19 protein-coding genes are annotated in these 21,426 nt (G+C 35.8%); 3 read left to right on the top strand and 16 right to left on the bottom strand.

Annotation, left to right across the window (positions count from 1 at the left end; genetic code table 11):
• Positions 1-18: 18 nt before the first annotated feature.
• From galE to tviB, 16 genes are all read right to left on the bottom strand, one after another.
• Positions 19-1,035, bottom strand: coding sequence for a UDP-glucose 4-epimerase GalE (galE, locus tag ACXM0J_RS12340; RefSeq protein ID WP_086266126.1), 1,017 nt, complete (start codon positions 1,033-1,035; stop codon positions 19-21).
• Entirely contained in the window at positions 1,028-2,698 is a 1,671-nt protein-coding gene (gene pgi, locus ACXM0J_RS12335) for a glucose-6-phosphate isomerase (RefSeq protein ID WP_479750559.1), read from the bottom strand. The genes galE and pgi overlap by 8 nt, the downstream gene beginning before the upstream one ends.
• Complete coding sequence (locus ACXM0J_RS12330) at positions 2,695-3,957, bottom strand: nucleotide sugar dehydrogenase (protein WP_479750558.1); 1,263 nt, start codon at positions 3,955-3,957, stop codon at positions 2,695-2,697. Before ACXM0J_RS12330 ends, pgi begins: the two co-directional genes overlap by 4 nt.
• A 117-nt stretch (positions 3,958-4,074) precedes the next feature.
• On the bottom strand, positions 4,075-4,950 hold the full coding sequence (gene galU, locus ACXM0J_RS12325; RefSeq protein ID WP_479750556.1) for a UTP--glucose-1-phosphate uridylyltransferase GalU: 876 nt from the start codon (positions 4,948-4,950) through the stop codon (positions 4,075-4,077).
• Positions 4,951-4,974: 24 nt separating this feature from the next.
• Positions 4,975-5,595 carry a sugar transferase gene (locus ACXM0J_RS12320; protein WP_025470407.1) on the bottom strand — a complete coding sequence of 207 codons (621 nt, stop codon included), beginning with the start codon at positions 5,593-5,595 and terminating at the stop codon, positions 4,975-4,977.
• Between the two features lie 12 nt (positions 5,596-5,607).
• Entirely contained in the window at positions 5,608-6,450 is an 843-nt protein-coding gene (locus tag ACXM0J_RS12315) for a glycosyltransferase family 2 protein (protein WP_479750554.1), read from the bottom strand.
• A gap of 3 nt (positions 6,451-6,453) precedes the next feature.
• Positions 6,454-7,791: a DUF6418 domain-containing protein gene (locus ACXM0J_RS12310; protein ID WP_009387370.1), complete on the bottom strand. Its 1,338-nt coding sequence runs from the start codon at positions 7,789-7,791 to the stop codon at positions 6,454-6,456.
• Positions 7,788-9,218: a capsular polysaccharide export protein, LipB/KpsS family gene (locus tag ACXM0J_RS12305; RefSeq protein WP_479750552.1), complete on the bottom strand. Its 1,431-nt coding sequence runs from the start codon at positions 9,216-9,218 to the stop codon at positions 7,788-7,790. The genes ACXM0J_RS12310 and ACXM0J_RS12305 overlap by 4 nt, the downstream gene beginning before the upstream one ends.
• The gene (locus ACXM0J_RS12300; RefSeq protein ID WP_479750550.1) at positions 9,196-10,449 is read right to left on the bottom strand and encodes a lipopolysaccharide biosynthesis protein; all 1,254 of its coding nucleotides are present in this window, start codon (positions 10,447-10,449) and stop codon (positions 9,196-9,198) included. The genes ACXM0J_RS12305 and ACXM0J_RS12300 overlap by 23 nt, the downstream gene beginning before the upstream one ends.
• A complete protein-coding gene (gene pseI / locus ACXM0J_RS12295) occupies positions 10,446-11,498 on the bottom strand; it encodes a pseudaminic acid synthase (protein WP_479750548.1) in 1,053 nt (350 codons plus the stop codon). Before pseI ends, ACXM0J_RS12300 begins: the two co-directional genes overlap by 4 nt.
• A 1-nt stretch (position 11,499) precedes the next feature.
• Positions 11,500-12,015 carry a UDP-4-amino-4,6-dideoxy-N-acetyl-beta-L-altrosamine N-acetyltransferase gene (gene pseH, locus ACXM0J_RS12290; protein ID WP_479750547.1) on the bottom strand — a complete coding sequence of 172 codons (516 nt, stop codon included), beginning with the start codon at positions 12,013-12,015 and terminating at the stop codon, positions 11,500-11,502.
• Positions 12,009-13,106 carry a UDP-2,4-diacetamido-2,4,6-trideoxy-beta-L-altropyranose hydrolase gene (gene pseG / locus ACXM0J_RS12285; RefSeq protein WP_479750545.1) on the bottom strand — a complete coding sequence of 366 codons (1,098 nt, stop codon included), beginning with the start codon at positions 13,104-13,106 and terminating at the stop codon, positions 12,009-12,011. The genes pseH and pseG overlap by 7 nt, the downstream gene beginning before the upstream one ends.
• Before the next feature lie 2 nt (positions 13,107-13,108).
• The gene (gene pseF, locus ACXM0J_RS12280; RefSeq protein ID WP_086266113.1) at positions 13,109-13,801 is read right to left on the bottom strand and encodes a pseudaminic acid cytidylyltransferase; all 693 of its coding nucleotides are present in this window, start codon (positions 13,799-13,801) and stop codon (positions 13,109-13,111) included.
• Between the two features lie 2 nt (positions 13,802-13,803).
• On the bottom strand, positions 13,804-14,964 hold the full coding sequence (pseC, locus tag ACXM0J_RS12275) for a UDP-4-amino-4,6-dideoxy-N-acetyl-beta-L-altrosamine transaminase (RefSeq protein WP_086266112.1): 1,161 nt from the start codon (positions 14,962-14,964) through the stop codon (positions 13,804-13,806).
• Position 14,965: 1 nt separating this feature from the next.
• The gene (gene pseB, locus ACXM0J_RS12270; RefSeq protein ID WP_009387362.1) at positions 14,966-15,964 is read right to left on the bottom strand and encodes a UDP-N-acetylglucosamine 4,6-dehydratase (inverting); all 999 of its coding nucleotides are present in this window, start codon (positions 15,962-15,964) and stop codon (positions 14,966-14,968) included.
• A gap of 45 nt (positions 15,965-16,009) precedes the next feature.
• Positions 16,010-17,284 carry a Vi polysaccharide biosynthesis UDP-N-acetylglucosamine C-6 dehydrogenase TviB gene (tviB, locus tag ACXM0J_RS12265; protein ID WP_086266111.1) on the bottom strand — a complete coding sequence of 425 codons (1,275 nt, stop codon included), beginning with the start codon at positions 17,282-17,284 and terminating at the stop codon, positions 16,010-16,012.
• Positions 17,285-17,639: 355 nt separating this feature from the next.
• Here tviB and ACXM0J_RS12260 point away from each other — a divergent pair, with 355 nt between their 5' ends.
• Genes ACXM0J_RS12260 through ACXM0J_RS12250 form a run of 3 tightly spaced genes read left to right on the top strand, consistent with a single transcriptional unit; the run spans position 17,640 to position 21,375 of the window.
• Positions 17,640-18,740 (top strand): polysaccharide biosynthesis/export family protein, encoded by a 1,101-nt coding sequence (locus tag ACXM0J_RS12260; protein ID WP_086266110.1) that lies wholly within the window; start codon positions 17,640-17,642, stop codon positions 18,738-18,740.
• A 4-nt stretch (positions 18,741-18,744) separates the two neighbouring features.
• Entirely contained in the window at positions 18,745-19,173 is a 429-nt protein-coding gene (locus ACXM0J_RS12255) for a low molecular weight protein-tyrosine-phosphatase (RefSeq protein WP_086266109.1), read from the top strand.
• Positions 19,174-19,191: 18 nt separating this feature from the next.
• Entirely contained in the window at positions 19,192-21,375 is a 2,184-nt protein-coding gene (locus tag ACXM0J_RS12250) for a polysaccharide biosynthesis tyrosine autokinase (RefSeq protein WP_086266108.1), read from the top strand.
• The last annotated feature ends 51 nt before the right edge of the window (positions 21,376-21,426 follow it).

Raw genomic sequence — 21,426 nt, 5'->3', positions numbered from 1 at the left:
CTCCTTTTTTTTATTTACTTATTTATACCCTGTAGGATTCTGCTTCTGCCAATTCCAGCTATCCTTAAGCATATCTTCTAAATCATATTGTGGTTGCCAACCTAGCTCAGCAACTGCACGAGCGTTATCGGCAAAAGATGTTGCTACATCGCCAGCTCGACGTGGTGCAAACTCAAAAGCAACAGGCACACCATTAACTTGCTCAAATGTATTTTTAACTTGCAAAACTGATGAACCATTACCTGTACCAATATTCCATGGCCTGCAACCTGTCGCTTCTAATCGATTATTTAGAGCACATAAATGTGCATTCGCTAAATCGACTACATGGATATAGTCACGTACCCCAGTCCCATCTACAGTATTGTAGTCGTTACCATAAATAGATAGCTTCTCACGGCGTCCCACAGCAACTTGAGTCACATATGGCATTAAATTATTTGGAATACCTTGTGGATCTTCACCAATACGGCCACTCTTATGTGCACCAACTGGGTTAAAATAGCGTAGTAATGCAATTGACCACTCTGGATTAGATGCTGACAACTTTTGTAATAATTGCTCAACAATCAGTTTAGTATAGCCATAGTTATTACTTGGCATACCTGTTGGCATATCTTCGTTTAATGGAGATATATTGGCCTCGTCATATACTGTCGCAGAGGAACTAAACACAAGCGTATAGACACCTGCCTTTTCCATCGACTTAACGAGTTGAATACTACCAGCAATATTATTATCAAAATAAATCAGCGGTTTTTCCTGACTTTCACCTACTGCTTTTAAACCTGCGAAGTGAATTACCGCATCAATTGCATGATCCTGAAACACGCGATCAAGTTCATTTGCATTACGAATATCGCCCTGAACAAAAGCCAAACTCTTTTGTGTGATATCTTGGACTCTCGTTAATGACTCTTCAGAACTGTTTGATAGATTGTCAAAAACAATAACTTCATGGCCAGCATTTAAAAGCTCTACACAGGTGTGTGAACCAATATAACCAGCACCACCAGTAACTAGGATTTTAGCCATCTACTTTTCCTAATAATATTTTAATTAATCCACGTGTTGAGGCATCTAATGATGAAAGATCATTTTGAACCCCATTTAAAATAGGTAATAGCTGATCAGCAATCTGTTTGCCTTTTTCGACACCCCATTGATCAAACGGGTTAATATTCCAAATTACAGACTGCACAAAAACTTTATGCTCATATAAAGCAATTAACATTCCCAAACTATATGGATTCAACTCTTTCAATAATAGGGTTGAACTCGGTTGGTTACCTTCATATTGCTTGTAAATCGGCAGTTTTTCCAATTCAGTTGAGTCTAAAGCGTCATTACCAAAGGCCAATAATCTTGATTGGGCCAAACAATTTGATAATGCAAGATGATGCTGCTCGACTAAAGCCTCTGCATTTTCAACATAGGTAAAATGGTCAGCGTTATAGCGTTGGACTGGCGCAATAAAATCACAGCTGACTGCTTGAGTTCCTTGGTGTAATAACTGATAGAAGGCATGTTGAGCATTTGGTCCAACTTCACCCCATACAATTGGGCATGTATCGAGTTCGACTTTTTGACCGTCACGTTGTACCGATTTACCATTAGATTCCATTTCAAGCTGCTGTAAATAAGCAGCGAAATACTTTAATCGGCCATCATAAGGCAATACGGCATGAGTTTGAATATTTAAAAAATTATTATTCCAAACGCCTAATAATCCCATTAAAACAGGAATATTTTGCTCATAACTTGTATTTTGAAAATGTTCATCTACTGCATGAGCACCAGCTAAGAGTTGCTGAAAACCTTCAACCCCGATACTCAACGCAATAGGTAACCCAATGCATGACCACAATGAGTAACGACCACCTACCCAGTCCCAAAGCAGTAATTGATTTTCTGGGGCAATTCCCCATTCAGTCATTTTATCCGCTTTTGTAGATACGCCAACAAAATGACTTTTTAAAACTCGAGCATGTTTTCCTAAAGTCTTTTCAAGCCACTGTCGTACTGTTTGGGCATTTGATAAAGTATCAATCGTTCCAAAAGATTTTGAAGAAATAATAAATAGGGTTGTTTCTGGACGAAGTTGGTGGAGTAACTCCGACAACTGACTACCATCCATGGTCGATACAAAGTGAACATTTAAAGGTTTAGCTGTTTTCACTTTAAAATCTGACAACGCATGCGTGACCATTTGTGGCCCTAAATCAGAACCACCCACACCAATGTTCACAACATCTTGAATCACTTCACCGGTTGCACCACGATATTGACCAGCATGAATCTTTTCTACTAAAGCATACATACGTTGTAACTGGCTATGGACTTGTGCTGTTAATTCCGGAAACTTCGAATAGTCAGCTGGCAAGCGTAGTGCCCAATGCATTGCTGCACGTTGCTCTGTACAATTTACTTTGTCTTGTGAAAAAAGACGTTCAATCCATTGATTTAATTGTTTAGTTTTCGCAAGAGCAGTCAATTGTTCCAAAATGTCTTTAGTCACACGATGCTTACTATAATCAAAAACTAATGGATCAAATTTTATAGAATATTGTTGAAAGCGATCTGGTTCTGAAGCGAACAATTCTTTTATGTGTAACTTTGAATTTTTCTCACCCATTAACTGTAATTTTAGTAAAGGTGAAACCAACTCTTTAGGAAATTTCTCGATAGATTTACTCATAAACGACCTACTCCTTCATAAGCAAAGCCCTTAGCCTTTACATATGCTGGGTCATAAATATTACGCCCATCCAAAATTAAAGGATGTTGCATCAATTGTTGTAACTGCTTAAAGTCAGGACTCCAGTACTGTTTCCATGCGGTAACCAAACATAAGGCATGTGCGTCTCGAGCAGCCTCATATTGATCAGTACACAGTACTAAATCCTTACGGTCACCATATGTAGCGGCAATTTCATCTAATGCTTGAGGATCATGTAAACGTACTGTTACACCTTGCGCCCACAATGCAGCTAATAAAATATGAATAGGCGAATTATGTATGCTTGAGGTATTTTCTTTGAAGGATGCACCCCAAATAGCCACGGTTTTACCATTCAAATTACAATGATAATAATTCCACAGCTTACGGAATAAAATTTCTTTTTGTTGTTCGTTAATCGCCCATACCTGCTCTAACAGTCGACTTTTCGCCCCAGTTTCAGAAACAGTACTCGAAAGGGTTAAAATATCATGCGAAAAATTTTCACCACCAAAACCAACTCCAGCGGACAAGTAAGCCGCACCAATACGTGTATCAGCCGCAATACCATGCTTTACATTGGCGATATCAATACCGAGTTTCTCTGCCACCATAGCTAAGTCATTCATATAACTAATGCGGGTCGCCAACATGCCAGAAATACTCAGTTTAGTAAACTCAGCATCCAAGATCGGCATAAATAAGTATTGATAACTAAAACGAAAAAATGGGCGTAACAACTCTTGCATTGTATCCCGTGCATAATTGGACTCAACACCAACAATGACATGCTTTACATTCAATACGCTATTAATGGCATTCCCCTCTTGTATTACATCAGGGAAATAGACCCACTCGTCTTTTGGTAAATATTGTTTTAACTGATCAGTTCCATGCAAGCCAAATGTAGAACCATTTACCATTAAACGAGGATGAACAATAGGACGTTGACTTAACTTCTCAACTGTATTTAAAGCAAGCTGAATTTGTGTAGGGCTAAAACAGAATAAATAAACCTCAACATCAAGAGGAATAGCAGAAAAAGGACTTTCTTGTAGAAAACCCGATCTTCTTTGTTTATTTAAATAGTTATTAACTTCTTGATCTTGATAGGAAAGTACAGAAATATTTTCTTCGCAGGTGACACTTGTGCACCAATAAATCTGATTGCCATATTCAGCTAGTAATGCTGCCATTACACCAGCGTGTAAGGTGGTTCCAAACACTGCGATTTTCATTGCACACCTGATTTTTTAATATTCTATAGATTTCTCTTCCCATTAAGGGAAGAGAATATATGGACTGTTTATTATATTCAGCAGTTTTTACAAATACTTAAGTAGAACTACACAATACTACAACTTAAGCTCTTGAATTAACTGTTTAAATTCCGCCCCTAATTTAGGATGTTGAATTCCATAATGTAATACAGCTTTTAAATAACCAAGCTTACTACCGCAGTCAAAAGTTTGGCCTTGCATACGATAGGCTTCAACAATATCTGTTTCTTGTAACATCGCAATCGCATCTGTTAACTGAATTTCATTACCTGCACCTTTTGGCGTGTTTTCCAAAAGGTGCATAATTTTTGCAGGTAATATATAGCGACCCACCACAGAAAGATTAGAAGGTGCAGAGCCAACTGCTGGTTTTTCAACAATGCCTTGCATAGCAATACTTTCACCCTCATTAGGGCTATGCGCTACATCTACAATCCCATATTGATCAACAAGGTTATCAGGTACGGCTTCTACCATAATCTGTGCTGCTTGAATTGCATCATAACGTGCAATCATACGGGTTAAATCATTTCGTCCCGAGTCGTCTTTCACCAACACATCTGGTAATAACACTGCAAAATCATCTTGACCAACAATACTCTTTGCACATAAAACTGCATGCCCTAAACCCAACGGCTGAGGTTGTCTTACACTTACAACGCTCACATGAGGGGGAACAATTTGGGTAATTTCTGCAAGTAAATCAAATTTCTTTTTTTGCTCTAATGTTGTTTCTAATTCAAAGTTTCGATCAAAATAATTTTCAATTGACGCTTTTGAAGAGTGAGTTACCAAAATAATTTGTTCAATTCCTGCTTCAACTGCCTCACGCACTACATATTCAATGGCTGGACGGTCAACAACAGTCACCATTTCCTTTGGAATTGACTTACTTGCTGGTAAAAAACGTGTGCCTAAACCGGCTACCGGTAAAACTGCTTTTTTGATCATAACAAAGATTTCAAGATACAAAATTTACTTTACAGAAGAATCAACATTTTCTGGAGCATCATTACCTTTAAATAAAGATGGTCCAACATGTCCTGGCGCGTTAATGCCTTCACGTTTAGTCATCACTTTGACTGTTTTAAACATAATTTTAAAGTCAACCCAAACGTTGTGGTTATCTACATACCATACATCACACTTAAATCGCTCTTCATAGTCGAGTTCATTACGGCCACTTACCTGAGCCAAACCTGTCATTCCTGGACGCACTTCTAAACGACGCGCCTGCTCTGGTGAATATAATGCAACAAAGTCTTTAAGCATTGGACGAGGTCCAACTACACTCATGTCACCTTTAAGCACATTGATCAATTGCGGCATTTCATCTAGGCTCGTAGAACGCAATTTTTGACCAAATGGAGTTATACGTGCCTCATCTGGCAACGGGTTTCCTTCTGCATCAAAAGCGTCCTTCATCGAACGGAACTTAATCATTTTAAATAATTTTCCGTCCTTTCCTGGTCTTTCTTGGTAGAAGAATATTGGTGAACCTAAATTTTTACGGACTTTATAAGCAACTATCAGAAATATTGGCGACAGAACAGTTAAAGCTATTAAAGAAATGACTATGTCTACTAAACGCTTCATATTTTCATTCACTCATTTTTTAATATCTTTACGAAGAAAGGTATTATAAATTGTACCTAATAAATTCGCTGGTAACAGTCTAAACGCAGACCGTACCAGAAACAGCATGTTAGCATATAGAGGATTTTGTAACTTTAGTTGTTTTTTTAAATCTAGTAACTGTTTTTCACTTTTAATATATTCGAAACCTTTACGACGTGCATGCATGCCATTACCAACACGAGCATATAAAAGTACATCTGGAAGATTTGCAACTTGATAGCCATTGCCAATCACACGTAGCCACAAATTGTAGTCTTCCATGAATAAATGGTGCTGGTAACCACCTAACTCTAAGATTATATCTCGCTTATAAGCTACTGTCATATGATTAAAAGGACAACGTTTTTGAGCAAATTTTTTGATTTCGTCATAGGTTATAGGTACAGCTTTTAAAACTGTTGCATCAGAAATGTCCTGATCAAACTCCATCACTTGCCCACTAAATAAAACAACCTCAGCATTCTGTTTTATAAAAACAATCTGTTTTTCAAAACGATCAGGAGTACAGATATCATCCGTATCCATACGGAAAACCCATTCATAACTGCACTGTTTCAAACCTTCATTTAATGCTTTTCCAAGACCAACATTTTGAGGTAGTGCAACTACTTTTAAATAATCTCCAATCTTTAACTGCCACTTTTGTACACATGCGTTAAGCTCATCGCCAACTGGACCATCTAAAACTAATACAATTTCGCTAGGTTTTAAGTTTTGCTTATTCCAAATACTTTCAAAACATTTTTCCAGATATTCAGGCTTTTCTTTATGATATAAAGACATCAATACTGAAAAGTAAAAATCATTAACCATATATCACACCTTATGATGTTTTTCCCGCATAGATAGGACTATTAAGAATAGTATTATGAGAAGAAATAAAAGATATTTAAAAGTAAATAATTGATAGTTAGTAGCGGATACAATAATAATTTGCATAGTATACATTAATCTAAAAACAAGCAGGACAACAATTAGATTATTAGATTTAATAGAACTAACAAATAGCCAAGTAAAAATAGCTAAAACAAACCCATATATAAAGTTTAATAATCCACCAAAAAAATACCCAAAAAAATATACATGATTAAAAATTCCAATCGATGTAAAAGTACTCCCTGTTTCAAACAAACTTTCAGCAATATATGTAGGTGCAAACTGATACATGAAGAAATATGGACCTACGGACTTAGAATCAGCCCCAAAACCGAAGTAATGGATTAAGGTTGTGTATATGTCGCGTGGGAAAACAGATGAATTTATGTCAATAATCCACCACATTTGTGGCTGTAAACTAACCCTTGTAAAAAAGCGCTCAGAAGTTGAAATATCATCTAAACTTTGGAAACCTAGAAATATTCCCACTACAACGAAGGTAAAAATAAAACCCAAACCAACTATAACTTTTTTATTAAGAAGTTTAACAGAATCCTTATTAAGAACAATTAGAGGAGTAAAGAATAAAAATAATGTTGTTATTATCCCAGTAAACCGCACCCCTGCGCAAAAAAGTACAAAAATAGAAAAAAGCATTAAATTCAAATAAAATTTTGATTTATTCTTATAAAATAAATAACCTAATCCAAGATTAAATTGTATTATAGCATTCACTATTGTAGCTCCCCAACTAGGTGCATAAGAAGCCCAATAATTCTGCCTGTGTAAACTCATTGAAAAAGGAAAGCCATAAATCAAAAAAATACCTAACAATATTAAAAAGCTTATAAAAACTATAGCTATGAATGATCGTTCTATCAGAAAATTAGAATAAGGATCAAACTTAAAAAAACTAACTTTTTTAATATATTTATCTAGATAAGAATAGCCATAAAAGAGTCCGCTAAATAACAGAAATACTTGCATCGAAGCTCGAGTTGGCAAACCAGTTTTGTAAGTAACTTCTTGAATTTCAGTCAAAAAAATCCCATGCTCTAAAATTATAGAAATACAAACAGTGGTTAAAACAGTTAAGGAAAAATAAATATTAGATAAGAAAGGAACTTTAAATCTTTTAACAGCAATAATAAACCAAAAAACTAGAATAATTATTGATATATAATCAATATAGATACGCCCTATTGGCATCTCATTAGAAATAACAATATTAATTCCTAATAAAATAAAAGTTAGAATGGATATGATTAGCAGATTCATATTGTCATCTTTTCTTCAATGTTTAATGCAAGCTGATCAAAAAAATATTTGTTATCTTCATAATCAACTATATTAAAATTAAGTAATCCTTCATAAGTTACGCGTCTATAAGCAACAATATCTGCCGCATTTTCTATAAACTCAGTAGGTTTTCCTAAATAAGATCTAAGGCTATCAAAATTTTCTAGACGGATAACATTAGAAAAATTCTGATAAAAAACATTACCCAATAAATATACTGGCTTACCCAAGATAAGAGCCTCATAACCAGCAGTACTATTAACCGTTATCACACCAGCAGAGTATTTTATTAAATCTTTAATATTATATTCTGCGGGAATTAACCTGACTGCAGGTAATGCTGAAATTTTTCTATAAAATTCATCTGAGTTTAAACCGATTGCACTTCTATGATCTTTTACATACAAATATTGCCCAAATGGCAAATTATTAGAAATATTTAATATATTGTGATATTCATTTGTATATTGCGGAGCCAATACCGACGTTGATGATTCAGGATGATAGTGCATAGGATAAACATAGAACTTATGCTGCTGTTTAACCTCATTAACCTCATCTATTTTCAGAAAGTATTTTTTTGTTTTTTTATGATTTAATCTTCTATTTACAGCAACTTTCACGGCCGACAAAACCCTCAAAAATAGAAGCCCACTAGCATAATCTGATTTTGCTCCATATTTAATATCAGCTTTTATAGACCTAATGATTTTATAAAAAATATTAGAACTCAGCTTATTCAACAAAGAAACATTATCTAACCCATTTTGTTTCATATAGTCGGGTTCAATTTTGTTAATATTAGATTTATAATCTTCATACCAATTTATTTCTTCTTCTGTAAGCGGCTTTTCCTTCACCAATTCTAAATCTACCAATAAATCATCAATAATAGAAGTTTGAATTTCATAGCGCCCAGGTATACGTGATGCAATTAAACCAAAATACTTTTTCCCTAATGTTTGAGCTACTCTATATGCTGAGTACTCAAAACTATTGGAAATATTTTCATACAACACGAGATCAATATTTCTTTCTGTTATAATCTTATAAAAAAAACTATCCATCTTTTTACGGATTTTTACCCACTCTTCAGCATCTTTTTCTAAATTATAACCATGAGTTAAAAATCGATCAAAATCTGAATAAAAATATTCCCCCCAAGTACAATCAAAAAGAAATTCATCATTAGACTGCAAATTTTCTTCTTGATTAGTTTTAAAAAAAACATCAAAAAAATAGCTCTTAGATGACTCATCTATTTCAGGGATAGGAAATAAAATTTTATTTTTTTCAGTGTCATACGCATAATATACACTATGACCTAAATCTACCAATGATTTAGCAACATTATAGAAAAAATATTTATAATTTTTCGCTGGGTTAACTAGAATAAGAATGTTCATATTTCTTTAACAATCTCCAAGAATAGATATATTTCGACAAAAACAAGAAAGAGAATGAAACTAATAATGCAATAAATATCCCATAATCTTCCTGCAATAATCCAATCAGACTAAAACAAAGTAAAAGAAAGATAACCAAACTAGATATTTGAGTTACAATAATAGGTTTATCTGCATCCAAGGCATATAGAATATAATGAGGGATCATGCTAAAAGCATATAAAACCTGCACTAACATTAATAAATAAAAGTAATTTAGATAAGAATTAAAAATGTCTTTTCCAATTAATCTTAACAACAAATCAATAAAAACATATGCGCTCAGATTAATCAAAATCAGTAAAGAAGCTACTTTTTTATATAGTTTTTTTATAAGCTCTCTATGCTTATTATTTCGTGTATTCATTGACCTCACCAGCTCAGGGTAATCAAATGAAAAAACCGCTGCATCCATAAAACTCATTGTTGCAGCAGCTAACGAAGCAAAAAAGACATATGCCGCTAAAATATTAGCATCATAAAAATATTCTAGTATGTAACGATCACCAGTAAATATTGCACGTACAGCCAAAGTACCGAGCATAAAAGGCAAACAAATTTTTAGCCCCTTCCAGATCCAACTCCAATTCACTTGTTGAAATAGATAAAGACGAACCTGCTCTCTATAAAGTAGAATTATGCTCAATAAGAAACATAATATTTCAGCCACTATCCAGACATTCAAAACATCCATTAAGGTTAAATGGACATGTAAAAAATGCAGGAGAATTATAATAAAACTCCAACCACCAGAACGTACAAATAGCAACAAATTAGAACTAATTGGTTTTTTCAACACAATTAGCAAACGTGTAAACTCTTGATTTAAATGCTCTAGTATAATTAGCCCATAAAATGGAATAAGGTATTCCAGTGACAAAAAATCTTTAAAGAAAATAATAGACAAAGTAGGTAAAGCAAATAGATAAGCAAAACATAATAGTTGTGCATGACTACTCACAATTTTATTTCTTTGAATATCTGAGCTTTTCAGTAATTCCCGATTGCTGTAAACATAAAAATCAAGCCCGATAAAATACATAGCAAAATTAATTGTCGCAGCAATCAGCCCATATAACCCTAGCTCTGCAACTGTTAGAAATTTAGCCAGAAAAACAATTAAAATAAATTTACTGGCTAAATTTAACCCTCGTACTGCTAGATTAAATATGGATAACAAATGTTTTTTCATCTATCAATACAATCAAAACTTGTAGCTATATTTTTTGAAATATCTTGATTGACTCTTTTTCCTATAAGCTCATCATAAAATTTAGGTGGTAGACCATAGCCTGGACGTACACTACGGATGCTAGACTCATCAATCACATCCCCCGCTTTTAAGTCTTTTACAAAGTAAAGCGAACGTCTAAATTGAGCATTACCTTGTTCGCTCGACTTTCTTCCATAATCAACACGACCAAGCGCTTGCCATGCAGTTTTCGCACCTTGGCATAACTGCTGTAGTTCTTTAGGCTCTAAAGAGAAACTATCATCTGGTCCGCCACCATTACGATCAAGCGTAAAATGTTTTTCAATTAAACATGCACCTAATGCTACTGCAGTAATTGCAGTTGTGTTATCTAAAGTATGGTCAGACAATCCAATTGGAACATCAAATGATTTCGCCATATCAACCATAGTGAGCAAATTATAATCTTCTGCAGGTGCAGGATAACCACTCACACAATGTAAAACCACAAGCTCTTTACATCCACCATCATAAGCAGCCTGTATCGCTTCACCAATTTCTTCTTTATCTGCCATACCAGTTGAAATAATCATTGGTTTACCAGTCGAAGCTACATATTTAATGAGTGGTAAGTCAACCGCTTCAAAAGAAGCAATTTTATATGCGGGAGCATTAAGATCTTCAAGCAAATCAACTGCTGTACGGTCAAATGGTGAACTAAAAATGGTAATATCTAAAGCACGAGCATGTTCAAAAAGAGGTTTATGCCATTCCCATGGCATTTGTGCTTTTTGGTAGAGTTCATATAAAGATTGACCATCCCATAAACCACCACGAATCATGAACTCTTCGTTTTGGCTATTAAGCGTAATAGTATCTGCACTATAGGTTTGCAGTTTAATCGCATCTGCACCGCAACGCTTTGCTTCTTCGATAATTTTTAAGGCTGTTTCTAAACTTCCGTTATGGTTTGCTGAAAGCTCAGCAATTACATAGGGTGGAAAGTCTGTACCAATATTACGGTTATTAATTGTAATTTTTTTGCTCATCTCATTTTTCCTCTAGCCATTCTTTTCGTAGCAAACCGAACTGATGTATATCAAATTCGCCACGTTCATCTTTGAAATGTTTTCTCAATAAACCTTCTTGAAAAAAGCCCATTTTTTTATGAAAACTTAATGATTTTTCATTGAAATCTAAAACTTGACCAAAAACTTTTTCAATCTTAAGCTGCCCAAATGCAAAATCTAATGCAGTACTGCCCAATAAATGCCCCATTCCTTTTTTAGCTTGAGGTTTTATATAAAATCCCCACTCATAAACTGAACTGTTTGGAACTGCAATAAATGAAACATAACCTTGAGGCTGCTGCTGATATTCAAAGATAAAAAACAATCGATCAGTTCTTTCTTTGTTACGCTCAAACCAAGCGAGGTGATCACTTAAAGCAATAACATCTGAATTGATCATCCATTTACGAATTTCATCATGATTACGCCATTGCAAAACCATTTCCAGATCATTTGCATTCAACGCTCTAAGCTGCGCATTCTTCTTATCTAACATGCATTAAACTCTTCGGAAAAAATAGTTTTCAATAACAAATCTGCACCTAAACCTTCTGTAATAGATAAAGCCTTTTGATGCATTGTGCTTAACTGCATTTGATTAAACTGTTCCAATGCCATTAACAATTTCTCGTTAAGCTCTGTTTGATCGAGAGAGACTGCCACACCCAAATCATGCAAATATTTTGCAATCATTTTTTGGTTATCTGCCATACAAATCATAATTGTTGGTAGTCCCAAACAGCATCGTTCCCAAGCTGTACTCCCTGCAGCACCAATCGCCAAATCATGTTCAGCCATTAAATCAGCCATATTATTAGCATTAATGAGAACCGTACTATGAAACGGGAGTTTTTTTGACAATTCCACAACCGACTCTTTCCAAGGCGCATTAATCCCCATCACGACCGTAACAGATAAATACTGTCGTTGTTGACTATGAGATAAAAGCTCTAACACTGTTCCTGTTAAGTTATCTTTATCTATTCCACCTAAATTTACTAAAATACGTAAATTTTCGTGATTATAAGATTTCGGATGTTGTTCTAACCATAATCTTTTTGTACGAAACTCCGGGCGTAATAAAGCGTAGCTTGGACCCGTTAAATAAAATCCTTTCCGTTTATTTAGTTTCGCATAGTCCTCAGGTGTATTGGCTAAACCACAATCTAAAATAATATTGGCATCATGTTGTCGATTCGCCAAATCATCAATTGCGACAATCCAATTAACCTGTTGGCGTACAATTTGTTGCCATACACTAGAAAGGCCGTAGTGATCGACGATCATCCAGTCTACGGGTTGTTCTTTCAAAATATCTAATGTTTCTTGAGCATCTTGTTGCTCGGTCACTCCTAACCAACGTTGATATTCTGACAAACTATCGGAATTGTTTAGAGCTGGTTCAGACAAAACATAGACCGTATAACCACGTTGGCGCACAAACGCAATCAGATTACCTTGATGTTGCCGACAAATAAAATAACTTTCATGCCCTTGTTTAACCAAGGCATCAGCAATGGTTAAACAACGAACTACATGGCCAGAGCCTATATGTAAAGAAGCATCAGCTCTAAAACAAAACTTCATCTTTATACATCTAGTAATAACTGTGCCATCAACTCTGCACGATGCCAATCTTCTGGAGTATCAATATCTTGCACTCGTGTTCTAGGTAGCTCTACAATCCGTGACTTATTTGAAAAAATTACAGATTTATTTAACCAAGCTTTTGCCGTTCCCCAATAAAACTGCCCAGCATCATGCCAAGCTTCTTCTAAATCTTGTGAGCGTTTACTAAAGTTTTCGGGCTGGAACATTTCAACGTTTCCATCCTGATTAAGCTTAATCGCCCTTTGAATTGGAAAAGCAAATGTTGTTGCACTAAAAGCATAATCTAATGGGTTATTTTTTAATAATTGTAAACCTGCTTGTAAATCATTAGCTTGTACAAACGGTGCTGTCGCATATAAACAACAGATATAGTCTGGCGATTGTCGCTGCAATTTAGAAAAAGCTTGAGTAGCATGCTGCATTACATCTGCGGTAGTTGCATAATCATCAGACAAATGTGCAGGACGCATAAAAGGTACTTTAGCCCCATACTCTATTGCAATATCTGCAATTTCTTTATCATCGGTGGAAACCCATACCTCATCAAAACAATTACTTTTGAGTGCGGCCTCAATTGACCACGCAATCATGGGCTTACCATAAAAGTCTTTAATGTTTTTCCGAGGAATTCTTTTACTTCCGCCCCGCGCAGGAATAACCGCCAGTTGCATTGTTATACCAACACCTCTTTTAATGTTTGGTAAACATGCTGAATTTGCTCATCAGTCAAATCAGGGAACATTGGTAAGCTAATAGCCGCTTCGTAATAAGCCTCAGCTTCAGGAAAATCCCCTTGCTTAAAACCAAGCTGCTCATAATAAGGTTGAGTATGTACCGGAATATAATGTACGTTGACACCAATACCTTTCTCTCGCAACGTTTCAAAGATTTCTTTACGCCCTTTGCTCAACTCATCAAGTTTTAAACGGATAACGTATAAATGTAATCCAGAGTATGTTTCTGGCAATTGATAAGGTGTAATTAAGGGTAAATCTTTTAATAATTCATTATATTTTTTTGCAATTTCATGTCGTTTAGCCACAAAAGCTTCTAGACGAGTCAATTGTGTAACACCCAGAGCTGCTTGTAACTCAGTCATACGGTAGTTATAACCCAACTCTACCTGCTGATAATACCATGGGCCTTCTGAAGGTTTAGTCATAAACTCAGGGTTACGAGTTACGCCATGGCTACGTAACAAATCAATTTTCTTGGCTAACTCTTCATTATTCGTAAGTGCCATTCCACCTTCAGCAGTCGTAATAATTTTGACAGGATGAAAGCTGAAGATCGTAATATCAGAATACTGATTAGAACCAATATAATTTTCTTTATATTTACCGCCAATTGCATGGGATGCATCTTCAATAATGCTAAAACCATACTCTTGAGAAAGTGCATAAATTTGTTCCATGTCACATGGCTGCCCACATAAATGTACAGGAACAACAATCTTCGGTAATTTATTATTTTGTTTTGCAACCTCTAGTTTTGCTTTTAAAGCATCAACTGAAAGGTTATACGTATCTGGATCAATATCAACAAAATCAACCTCAGCTTCACAATATAAAGCACAATTTGATGATGCAACGAAGGTAATAGGAGACGTCCAAAGAACATCTCCTTTTTTCAATCCCAATGCCAAACAAGCTACATGTAAAGCTGACGTCGCACTATTCATAGCAAAGGCATATTTAGCCCCTACCAGCTCTGCAACTGATTTTTCAAACAATGGGACTTGCGGCCCTTGTGTCAAAAAGTCAGATTGAAGAACCTGAATAACTGCATCAATATCTGCCTGATTTATATTTTGTTTGCCATATGGAATGAACATTTTAGATATTTCCTACTTTCTCAGCGTTTTCAGTTAACCATTTTTGTAAATCTTCTGGACTCATCCATTCAGTATTATTATCACTAGAATAGTGGAAACCTTCTGGGACTCTTTTACCGTCTTTAATACGTTCTGCCGTCTCTGCCCAATCATTAATTACAGGCAAGATTTTATAATGCTCTGGATATTCATAAGTATAATAAGCATCTTCGACACTAATCATTTGCTCATGTAATTTCTCACCAGGTCGAATCCCAACGACTTCTTGTTTTGCTTCTGGTGCAACAACGTTAGCAAGCTCTGTTACTTTCATTGAAGGGATTTTTTTCACATAAATCTCGCCTCCAACCATGTCTTCAAATGCATGCCAAACGAGCTCTACACCTTGCTCTAAAGAGATCATGAAACGAGTCATGCGGTCATCAGTGATTGGTAAAATACCTTTATCTTTAATTGACATAAAGAAAGGAATAACCGAACCACGAGAACCCATTACATTACCGTAACGAACAACCGAAAATTTCGTACCATGCTCACCAGAATAGGCATTACCCGCAACAAACAATTTATCAGAAGCAAGTTTTGTTGCACCGTATAGGTTAATTGGACTACTTGCTTTGTCTGTTGAAAGAGCAACTACACCTTTTACATTTTTATCAATACAAGCATCAATTAGATTCATTGCGCCATTAATATTTGTTTTGATACATTCAAATGGGTTGTACTCGGCAGTTGGTACAATCTTTGTTGCTGCCGCATGTACTACATAATCAACACCATCTAAAGCACGATATAAACGTTCTTTATCACGTACATCACCAATGAAAAAACGAACACGGCTATCGTCTTTAAACTTCTTTGCCATCTCCCATTGTTTCATTTCATCACGAGAAAAAATAATTATTTTTTTAGGATTATATTTTTCCAATGTCATAGGAACAAATGTATTACCAAAAGAACCTGTTCCACCTGTTACTAATATTGTTGAGCCTTGTAACATCTCTTCCTCATTTTTTAAACAAATTAAATTATTAATTAAATAAAATCAAAGCCTAATATTGGTCTCTGATTTATCTAAAACATACTTCAAGTCATAGAGTACATGTTTCTCTTTGCCTAAGGCATGAAACTCTTGTGCACTCATAGATTTAAACTGATTATGTGCTACGGCAATGACGATCGCATCATACAAGCCTTGTTGTAATTCTTTAATTGGCGCTAAACCATATTCGTGTTGTACTTCTGTATCATCAACCCATGGATCATAGATATCTAAATCTAGATCATACTCTTTAAGAGCTTTAATAAAGTCGACAATTTTTGTATTACGAATATCTGGGCAGTTTTCTTTAAAACTGAGACCCATTACTAAAATACGTGCACCAACCACTTGGATACGTTGCTTCACCATTTCCTTAATGAGTTGCGTCGCTACATGTTCACCCATACGGTCATTTAAACGGCGAGCCGCTAAAATAATTTCCGGATGCAATCCGATAGATTGGGCTTTATGGGTCAAATAATACGGATCTACACCAATACAGTGTCCACCTACCAACCCAGGACGAAATGGTAAAAAGTTCCACTTCGTTCCAGCGGCTTTAAGGACTTCTTCAGTATCAATACCTAACTTATTAAAAATAAGAGCTAATTCATTAATAAGAGCAATATTGACATCGCGCTGAGTGTTTTCAATCACTTTAGCTGCTTCAGCAACCTTTATACTTGGTGCTTTATGTGTTCCCGCCTCAATAATCAGCTTATAAACGTCATCAACATAGTCAGCTACTTCAAGAGTTGAACCTGAAGTAATTTTTAAAATATTAGTCACACGATGAAGCTTATCACCTGGGTTAATTCGCTCAGGGCTGTAGCCTGCGAAAAAGTCTTGATTAAATTTTAAACCTGAAACCCTTTCCAGAACAGGAATACATACCTCTTCTGTTGCACCTGGATAGACAGTAGATTCATAAACTACTACATCACCTTTTTTAAGCACTTGACCAATACTGGTCGATGCTTTAATTAAAGGTGTGAGATCTGGTTGTTTAAAGTCATCAATTGGTGTTGGGACCGTTACAATAAAAAAGTTGCTGTCTTTTAAGTCCACCAAGTCAGCGGTATAACTTAATTGCACCGCTTGTTGTAATTCTTGTGTTGATACTTCTAAGGTATGATCTTTACCGCCTTTAAGCTCATCAATACGTTTTTGATAAATATCGAAGCCAACAACGGGTACTTTTTTCCCAAACTCAACTGCCAATGGTAAGCCTACATAGCCCAACCCAATAATTGCTATTTTTAAATTGGCAATTTGCATATAAACGAGCCTTTTTCCTTAGAGTTTATATCTAATAAATCATGCTTTTGGCACTTACAATGCAGCGTACTATATCAGATTTTTGTTTATCCCCGTACACCAATTGTATAAATGTGTTTACAGCATTTATAAGTAGAACTGATCAGTTTAGCTAAAATAATACATTTTTAATATTTCTGGTAAATGACTGTAGCTTAGATGCTCCTATCGGATAAACTAAACATACAAAGCACTACGATTTTTCGGTGTTTTTTCATTTCTTTTCAGCTAGAATCTGTTCATCCTGCGTTTAATAGATACTTGTTAGTATGCAGTGAACAATATCAATTAAAGATAAATACACAAAGGGTTGCGTGTGAAGTATTGCCAGTTTTTTTCTGTTCTTGCCTTAAGTTTGAGTGCCGCCAGCTGTGCAGTCACTTCTGGTTTACAAACTTACGATATTCCAAATGAAGGCGTTTATAGAACCGACCTTGGAACTACGGTTAATGTTGTTAAAATTTCTCAAGAAACGCTTCCAGCAATTCAACCTGCCCAAGTCGACTACCAGCGCGACTATTCAAGCTTATTTAAAAACCAGCAATCTATTTACCGCCTAAGTCCAGGGGATATTCTCTCTATTCAGCTTTGGGCCTACCCTGAAATTACACCACCTGTAAATAATATTAGTAGTGAACAATCTATTCAGGCCAATGGTTACCCTATTGATCAAAGTGGTTATATTCAGTTCCCATTAGTGGGTCGTTATAAAGCTGCCGGTAAGTCACTCGCTCAAGTCAACCGTGAACTTCGTAGTCAACTTTCTCGTTTCTTAAAAAACCCTGATGTAGTTGTCCGCGTACTATCTTATGAAGGTCAACGCTTTTCTGTACAAGGAAGTGTTACAAAAGGTGGTCAGTTTTATTTAAGTGATCAACCTGTCAGCATTTATACTGCATTAGGTCTAGCTGGTGGTGTTACTACCACAGGTGATAATACTTATATTCAACTCATTCGAGATGGGCGAACTTATAATTTAAATACGATTGATTTAGAAAAAGCTGGCTATTCACTACATAAGCTATTGGTTCAACCCAATGATACGATTTATGTGAGCACACGCGAAAACCAGAAAATTTATGTCATGGGTGAGTCAGGTAAAAACCAAGCGTTACCTATGCGCGATCAGGGCATGACACTAACGGACGCGTTAGGTGAAAGTTTAGGGATTAACCCGAACTCGGCAAGTGCAAGCCGTATTTATGTAGTACGTACTAACCCAAATGATCACACAACAGAAATTTATCATTTAAATTTAATGAGTATTGGTGACTTTGGTTTAGCCAATCAGTTTAGACTACGTAGTAATGATATTGTCTATGTTGATGCGACTGGCTTGACTCGCTGGCAGCGTATTGTTAACCAGATTATTCCATTCTCAAATGCTTTATATAACATAGATCGCTTGGGCCAATAATATTATGCAAATTAAAAATATTTTGGTGGTTTGCATTGGAAATATCTGCCGTAGTCCTATGGCAGAATATTTCTTAAAGCAGCAATATCCCCATTTAAATATTGAGTCTGCTGGCATTTCCGGGCTCGTAGGACATCAAGCAGATAATAAAGCACAACTTTGTATGCAGCGCTTAGGTATTGACATGCAACCGCATGTAGCGCGTAAGCTTAGCGCTGAACATATTAAAAAAGCCGACCTTATTTTGGTCATGAGTCACAACCAGCAAAAGCATATTGAGCAAAGTTGGCCCTTTGCAAAAGGTAAAACCTATCGCTTAGGGCATTGGCAAAACAAAAACGTGCCAGATCCCTATCAGCACGATCAAGCTGTTTTTGATGAAACCTGCCAACTTATTCAACAGTGCATTGCTGATTGGAAACCTTATATTTAACGCCAAGATTTTAAACTTATGAACCAAAATACAAACACCGAAGATACAATTGATTTAAAAGAATTGTTTTTTTCACTGATTGCTCAGTGGAAGCTAATCGCACTCTGCATTATTTTAAGCCTTGTGTGTGCGCTGCTTTATTTACGTGTAACGCCAGACACCTATTCGGTTGATGCTTTGGTTCAGGTTGAAGATAGTAAAGGAGCCTCTGCAGCACTTTTAGGCGATTTGTCACAAATGATTGAGCAAAAATCACCCGCTCAAGCAGAAATTGAAATTTTAAAGTCTCGTCTGGTTTTGGGTTCAGTCATTAAAGATTTACATCTGAATATACAAGTTTCCAGCACAGAAAATACCCTTACTCATCGTTTATTAAGCGATACTGAATATAAAACTGAATACACCCAAAAATCGGTTTTATTTAAAGACGACTTAAAAAGTTTTGAAATTCGTGAATTTGAAGTACCAGCATACTATTTAGATAAAAATTTACTTCTTAATTTTGATAAACAATCTTTACGTTTAACCGATCCAGAAACAGAAGAGGTCCTATTAACCGTTCCTCTAAATCATGCTAACCGTGTTGCTGGTCCTCACGGAGTTTGGAAAGTTGCTATCTTTACTAAAGATCAGCTTAATGCAACTTATAACATTACTAATTCATCTTTACCTGCAACTGTAGATGCTATTACTGCTAACTACTCAGTAGGAGAACGCGGTAAGCTGACTGGCGTTTTAGGTTTAAACTATCAAGGTCAAGACAAAGAGCATATCACTAAAGTTTTAAACGCGATTTTAGCAACTTATAGTGCACAAAATATTGAACGCCGTTCAGCTGAGTCTGCTCAAACATTAAAGTTTTTGGATGAACAATTACCAGACCTTAAAAAACAACTAGATGATGCTGAACGTCAATTTAATAAGTTCCGTCAGCAATACAATACAGTTGATGTCACAAAAGAATCTGAGCTTTATTTAACTCAAAGCATTACATTAGAGACTAAAAAAGCTGAACTTGAACAAAAGCAAGCTGAAATGGTCGCGAAGTATACTGCCGAACACCCTGCAATGCGTGAGATTAATGGACAGCTTGCAGCCATTAATAAACAAATTGGCGAACTCAATAGCACCTTAAAACAATTGCCGGATGTTCAACGTCAATATTTACAGCTTTATCGTGAAGTAGAAGTAAAAACTCAACTCTACACAGCACTTCTCAACTCTTACCAACAACTTCGCATTGCCAAAGCTGGCGAAATTGGTAATGTCCGTATTGTTGATACAGCAGTTGAACCTGTTGAACCAATTAAACCCAAAAAACTACTGGTTTTAGTTTTATCACTTTTTGTTGGTGGTTTTATTGGAGCTTTAATTGCTCTACTACGCAATATGTTACGTAGTGGTGTGAAAGACTCTGGTCAAATTGAAAGTGAATTGGATCTGCCAGTTTATGCAACAGTTCCACGTTCTCCAATTCAAGAAACTCGAATGAATATCTTGAAGAAGAAGAAGAGCATTCCTATCCTTGCTGTTAAAAATAGTGATGATATTGCAATTGAAAGCTTACGTAGCATTCGGACAGCCATTCACTTTGCTTTAACAAATGCTAAGAATAATATCATCATGATTGCTGGCCCTTCTCCAGAAGTGGGCAAATCATTTATTTCGACCAACCTTGCAACGATTTTTGCTCAAGGTGACAAAAAAGTTTTACTGATTGATGCTGACATGCGCCGCGGTTATATGCATAAGTACTTCGATGTCGATGTAAAACCTGGTCTTTCTGAGCTATTAAGTGGACAAGCTGACTTTCAACAGGTTCTTCACAAAACTCAAGTTGCTAACTTAGATGTGATTACTCGTGGTAAGAGCCCAACGAACCCTTCGGAAATCTTAAGTTCTGCTCAATTTAAAGATTTGCTAGAAAAAGTTCAAAGTGAATATGACCACATCATTATTGATACTCCACCAGTGCTTGCAGTAACCGATGGTATTATTATCTCGCAATATACTGGTGTGAACTTAATTGTTGCGCGTTATGCTAAGTCACAAATGAAAGAGCTTGAATTAACACTTAATCGCTTTGAACAAGCAGGTGCGAAAGTCAACGGCTTTATTCTTAACGATATTCAACGTGCAAGTGCCGGCTACGGTTATGGTTATAACTATGCCTATGCTTATAAAGCACAAAAAGAAGATTAACCGAAAAGTGATAAGAGAACCGGATCAAATGATCCGGTTTTTTTATTTAAG

The organism is Acinetobacter sp. GRABPA_MV_2 (assembly GCF_056725885.1).
Note: the sequence above shows the minus strand (reverse complement) of the source record. Positions and strands in the feature narration are given on the sequence as shown.

Bases quoted from the DNA above. Each gene is read 5' to 3' on its own strand.
- galE (WP_086266126.1), bottom strand. From the start codon at position 1,035: ATGGCTAAAATCCTAGTTACTGGTGGTGCTGGTTATATTGGTTCACAC.
- pgi (WP_479750559.1), bottom strand. From the start codon at position 2,698: ATGAGTAAATCTATCGAGAAATTTCCTAAAGAGTTGGTTTCACCTTTA.
- ACXM0J_RS12330 (WP_479750558.1), bottom strand. From the start codon at position 3,957: ATGAAAATCGCAGTGTTTGGAACCACCTTACACGCTGGTGTAATGGCA.
- galU (WP_479750556.1), bottom strand. From the start codon at position 4,950: ATGATCAAAAAAGCAGTTTTACCGGTAGCCGGTTTAGGCACACGTTTT.
- ACXM0J_RS12320 (WP_025470407.1), bottom strand. From the start codon at position 5,595: ATGAAGCGTTTAGTAGACATAGTCATTTCTTTAATAGCTTTAACTGTT.
- ACXM0J_RS12315 (WP_479750554.1), bottom strand. From the start codon at position 6,450: ATGGTTAATGATTTTTACTTTTCAGTATTGATGTCTTTATATCATAAA.
- ACXM0J_RS12310 (WP_009387370.1), bottom strand. From the start codon at position 7,791: ATGAATCTGCTAATCATATCCATTCTAACTTTTATTTTATTAGGAATT.
- ACXM0J_RS12305 (WP_479750552.1), bottom strand. From the start codon at position 9,218: ATGAACATTCTTATTCTAGTTAACCCAGCGAAAAATTATAAATATTTT.
- ACXM0J_RS12300 (WP_479750550.1), bottom strand. From the start codon at position 10,449: ATGAAAAAACATTTGTTATCCATATTTAATCTAGCAGTACGAGGGTTA.
- pseI (WP_479750548.1), bottom strand. From the start codon at position 11,498: ATGAGCAAAAAAATTACAATTAATAACCGTAATATTGGTACAGACTTT.
- pseH (WP_479750547.1), bottom strand. From the start codon at position 12,015: ATGTTAGATAAGAAGAATGCGCAGCTTAGAGCGTTGAATGCAAATGAT.
- pseG (WP_479750545.1), bottom strand. From the start codon at position 13,106: ATGAAGTTTTGTTTTAGAGCTGATGCTTCTTTACATATAGGCTCTGGC.
- pseF (WP_086266113.1), bottom strand. From the start codon at position 13,801: ATGCAACTGGCGGTTATTCCTGCGCGGGGCGGAAGTAAAAGAATTCCT.
- pseC (WP_086266112.1), bottom strand. From the start codon at position 14,964: ATGTTCATTCCATATGGCAAACAAAATATAAATCAGGCAGATATTGAT.
- pseB (WP_009387362.1), bottom strand. From the start codon at position 15,964: ATGTTACAAGGCTCAACAATATTAGTAACAGGTGGAACAGGTTCTTTT.
- tviB (WP_086266111.1), bottom strand. From the start codon at position 17,284: ATGCAAATTGCCAATTTAAAAATAGCAATTATTGGGTTGGGCTATGTA.
- ACXM0J_RS12255 (WP_086266109.1), top strand. From the start codon at position 18,745: ATGCAAATTAAAAATATTTTGGTGGTTTGCATTGGAAATATCTGCCGT.
- ACXM0J_RS12250 (WP_086266108.1), top strand. From the start codon at position 19,192: ATGAACCAAAATACAAACACCGAAGATACAATTGATTTAAAAGAATTG.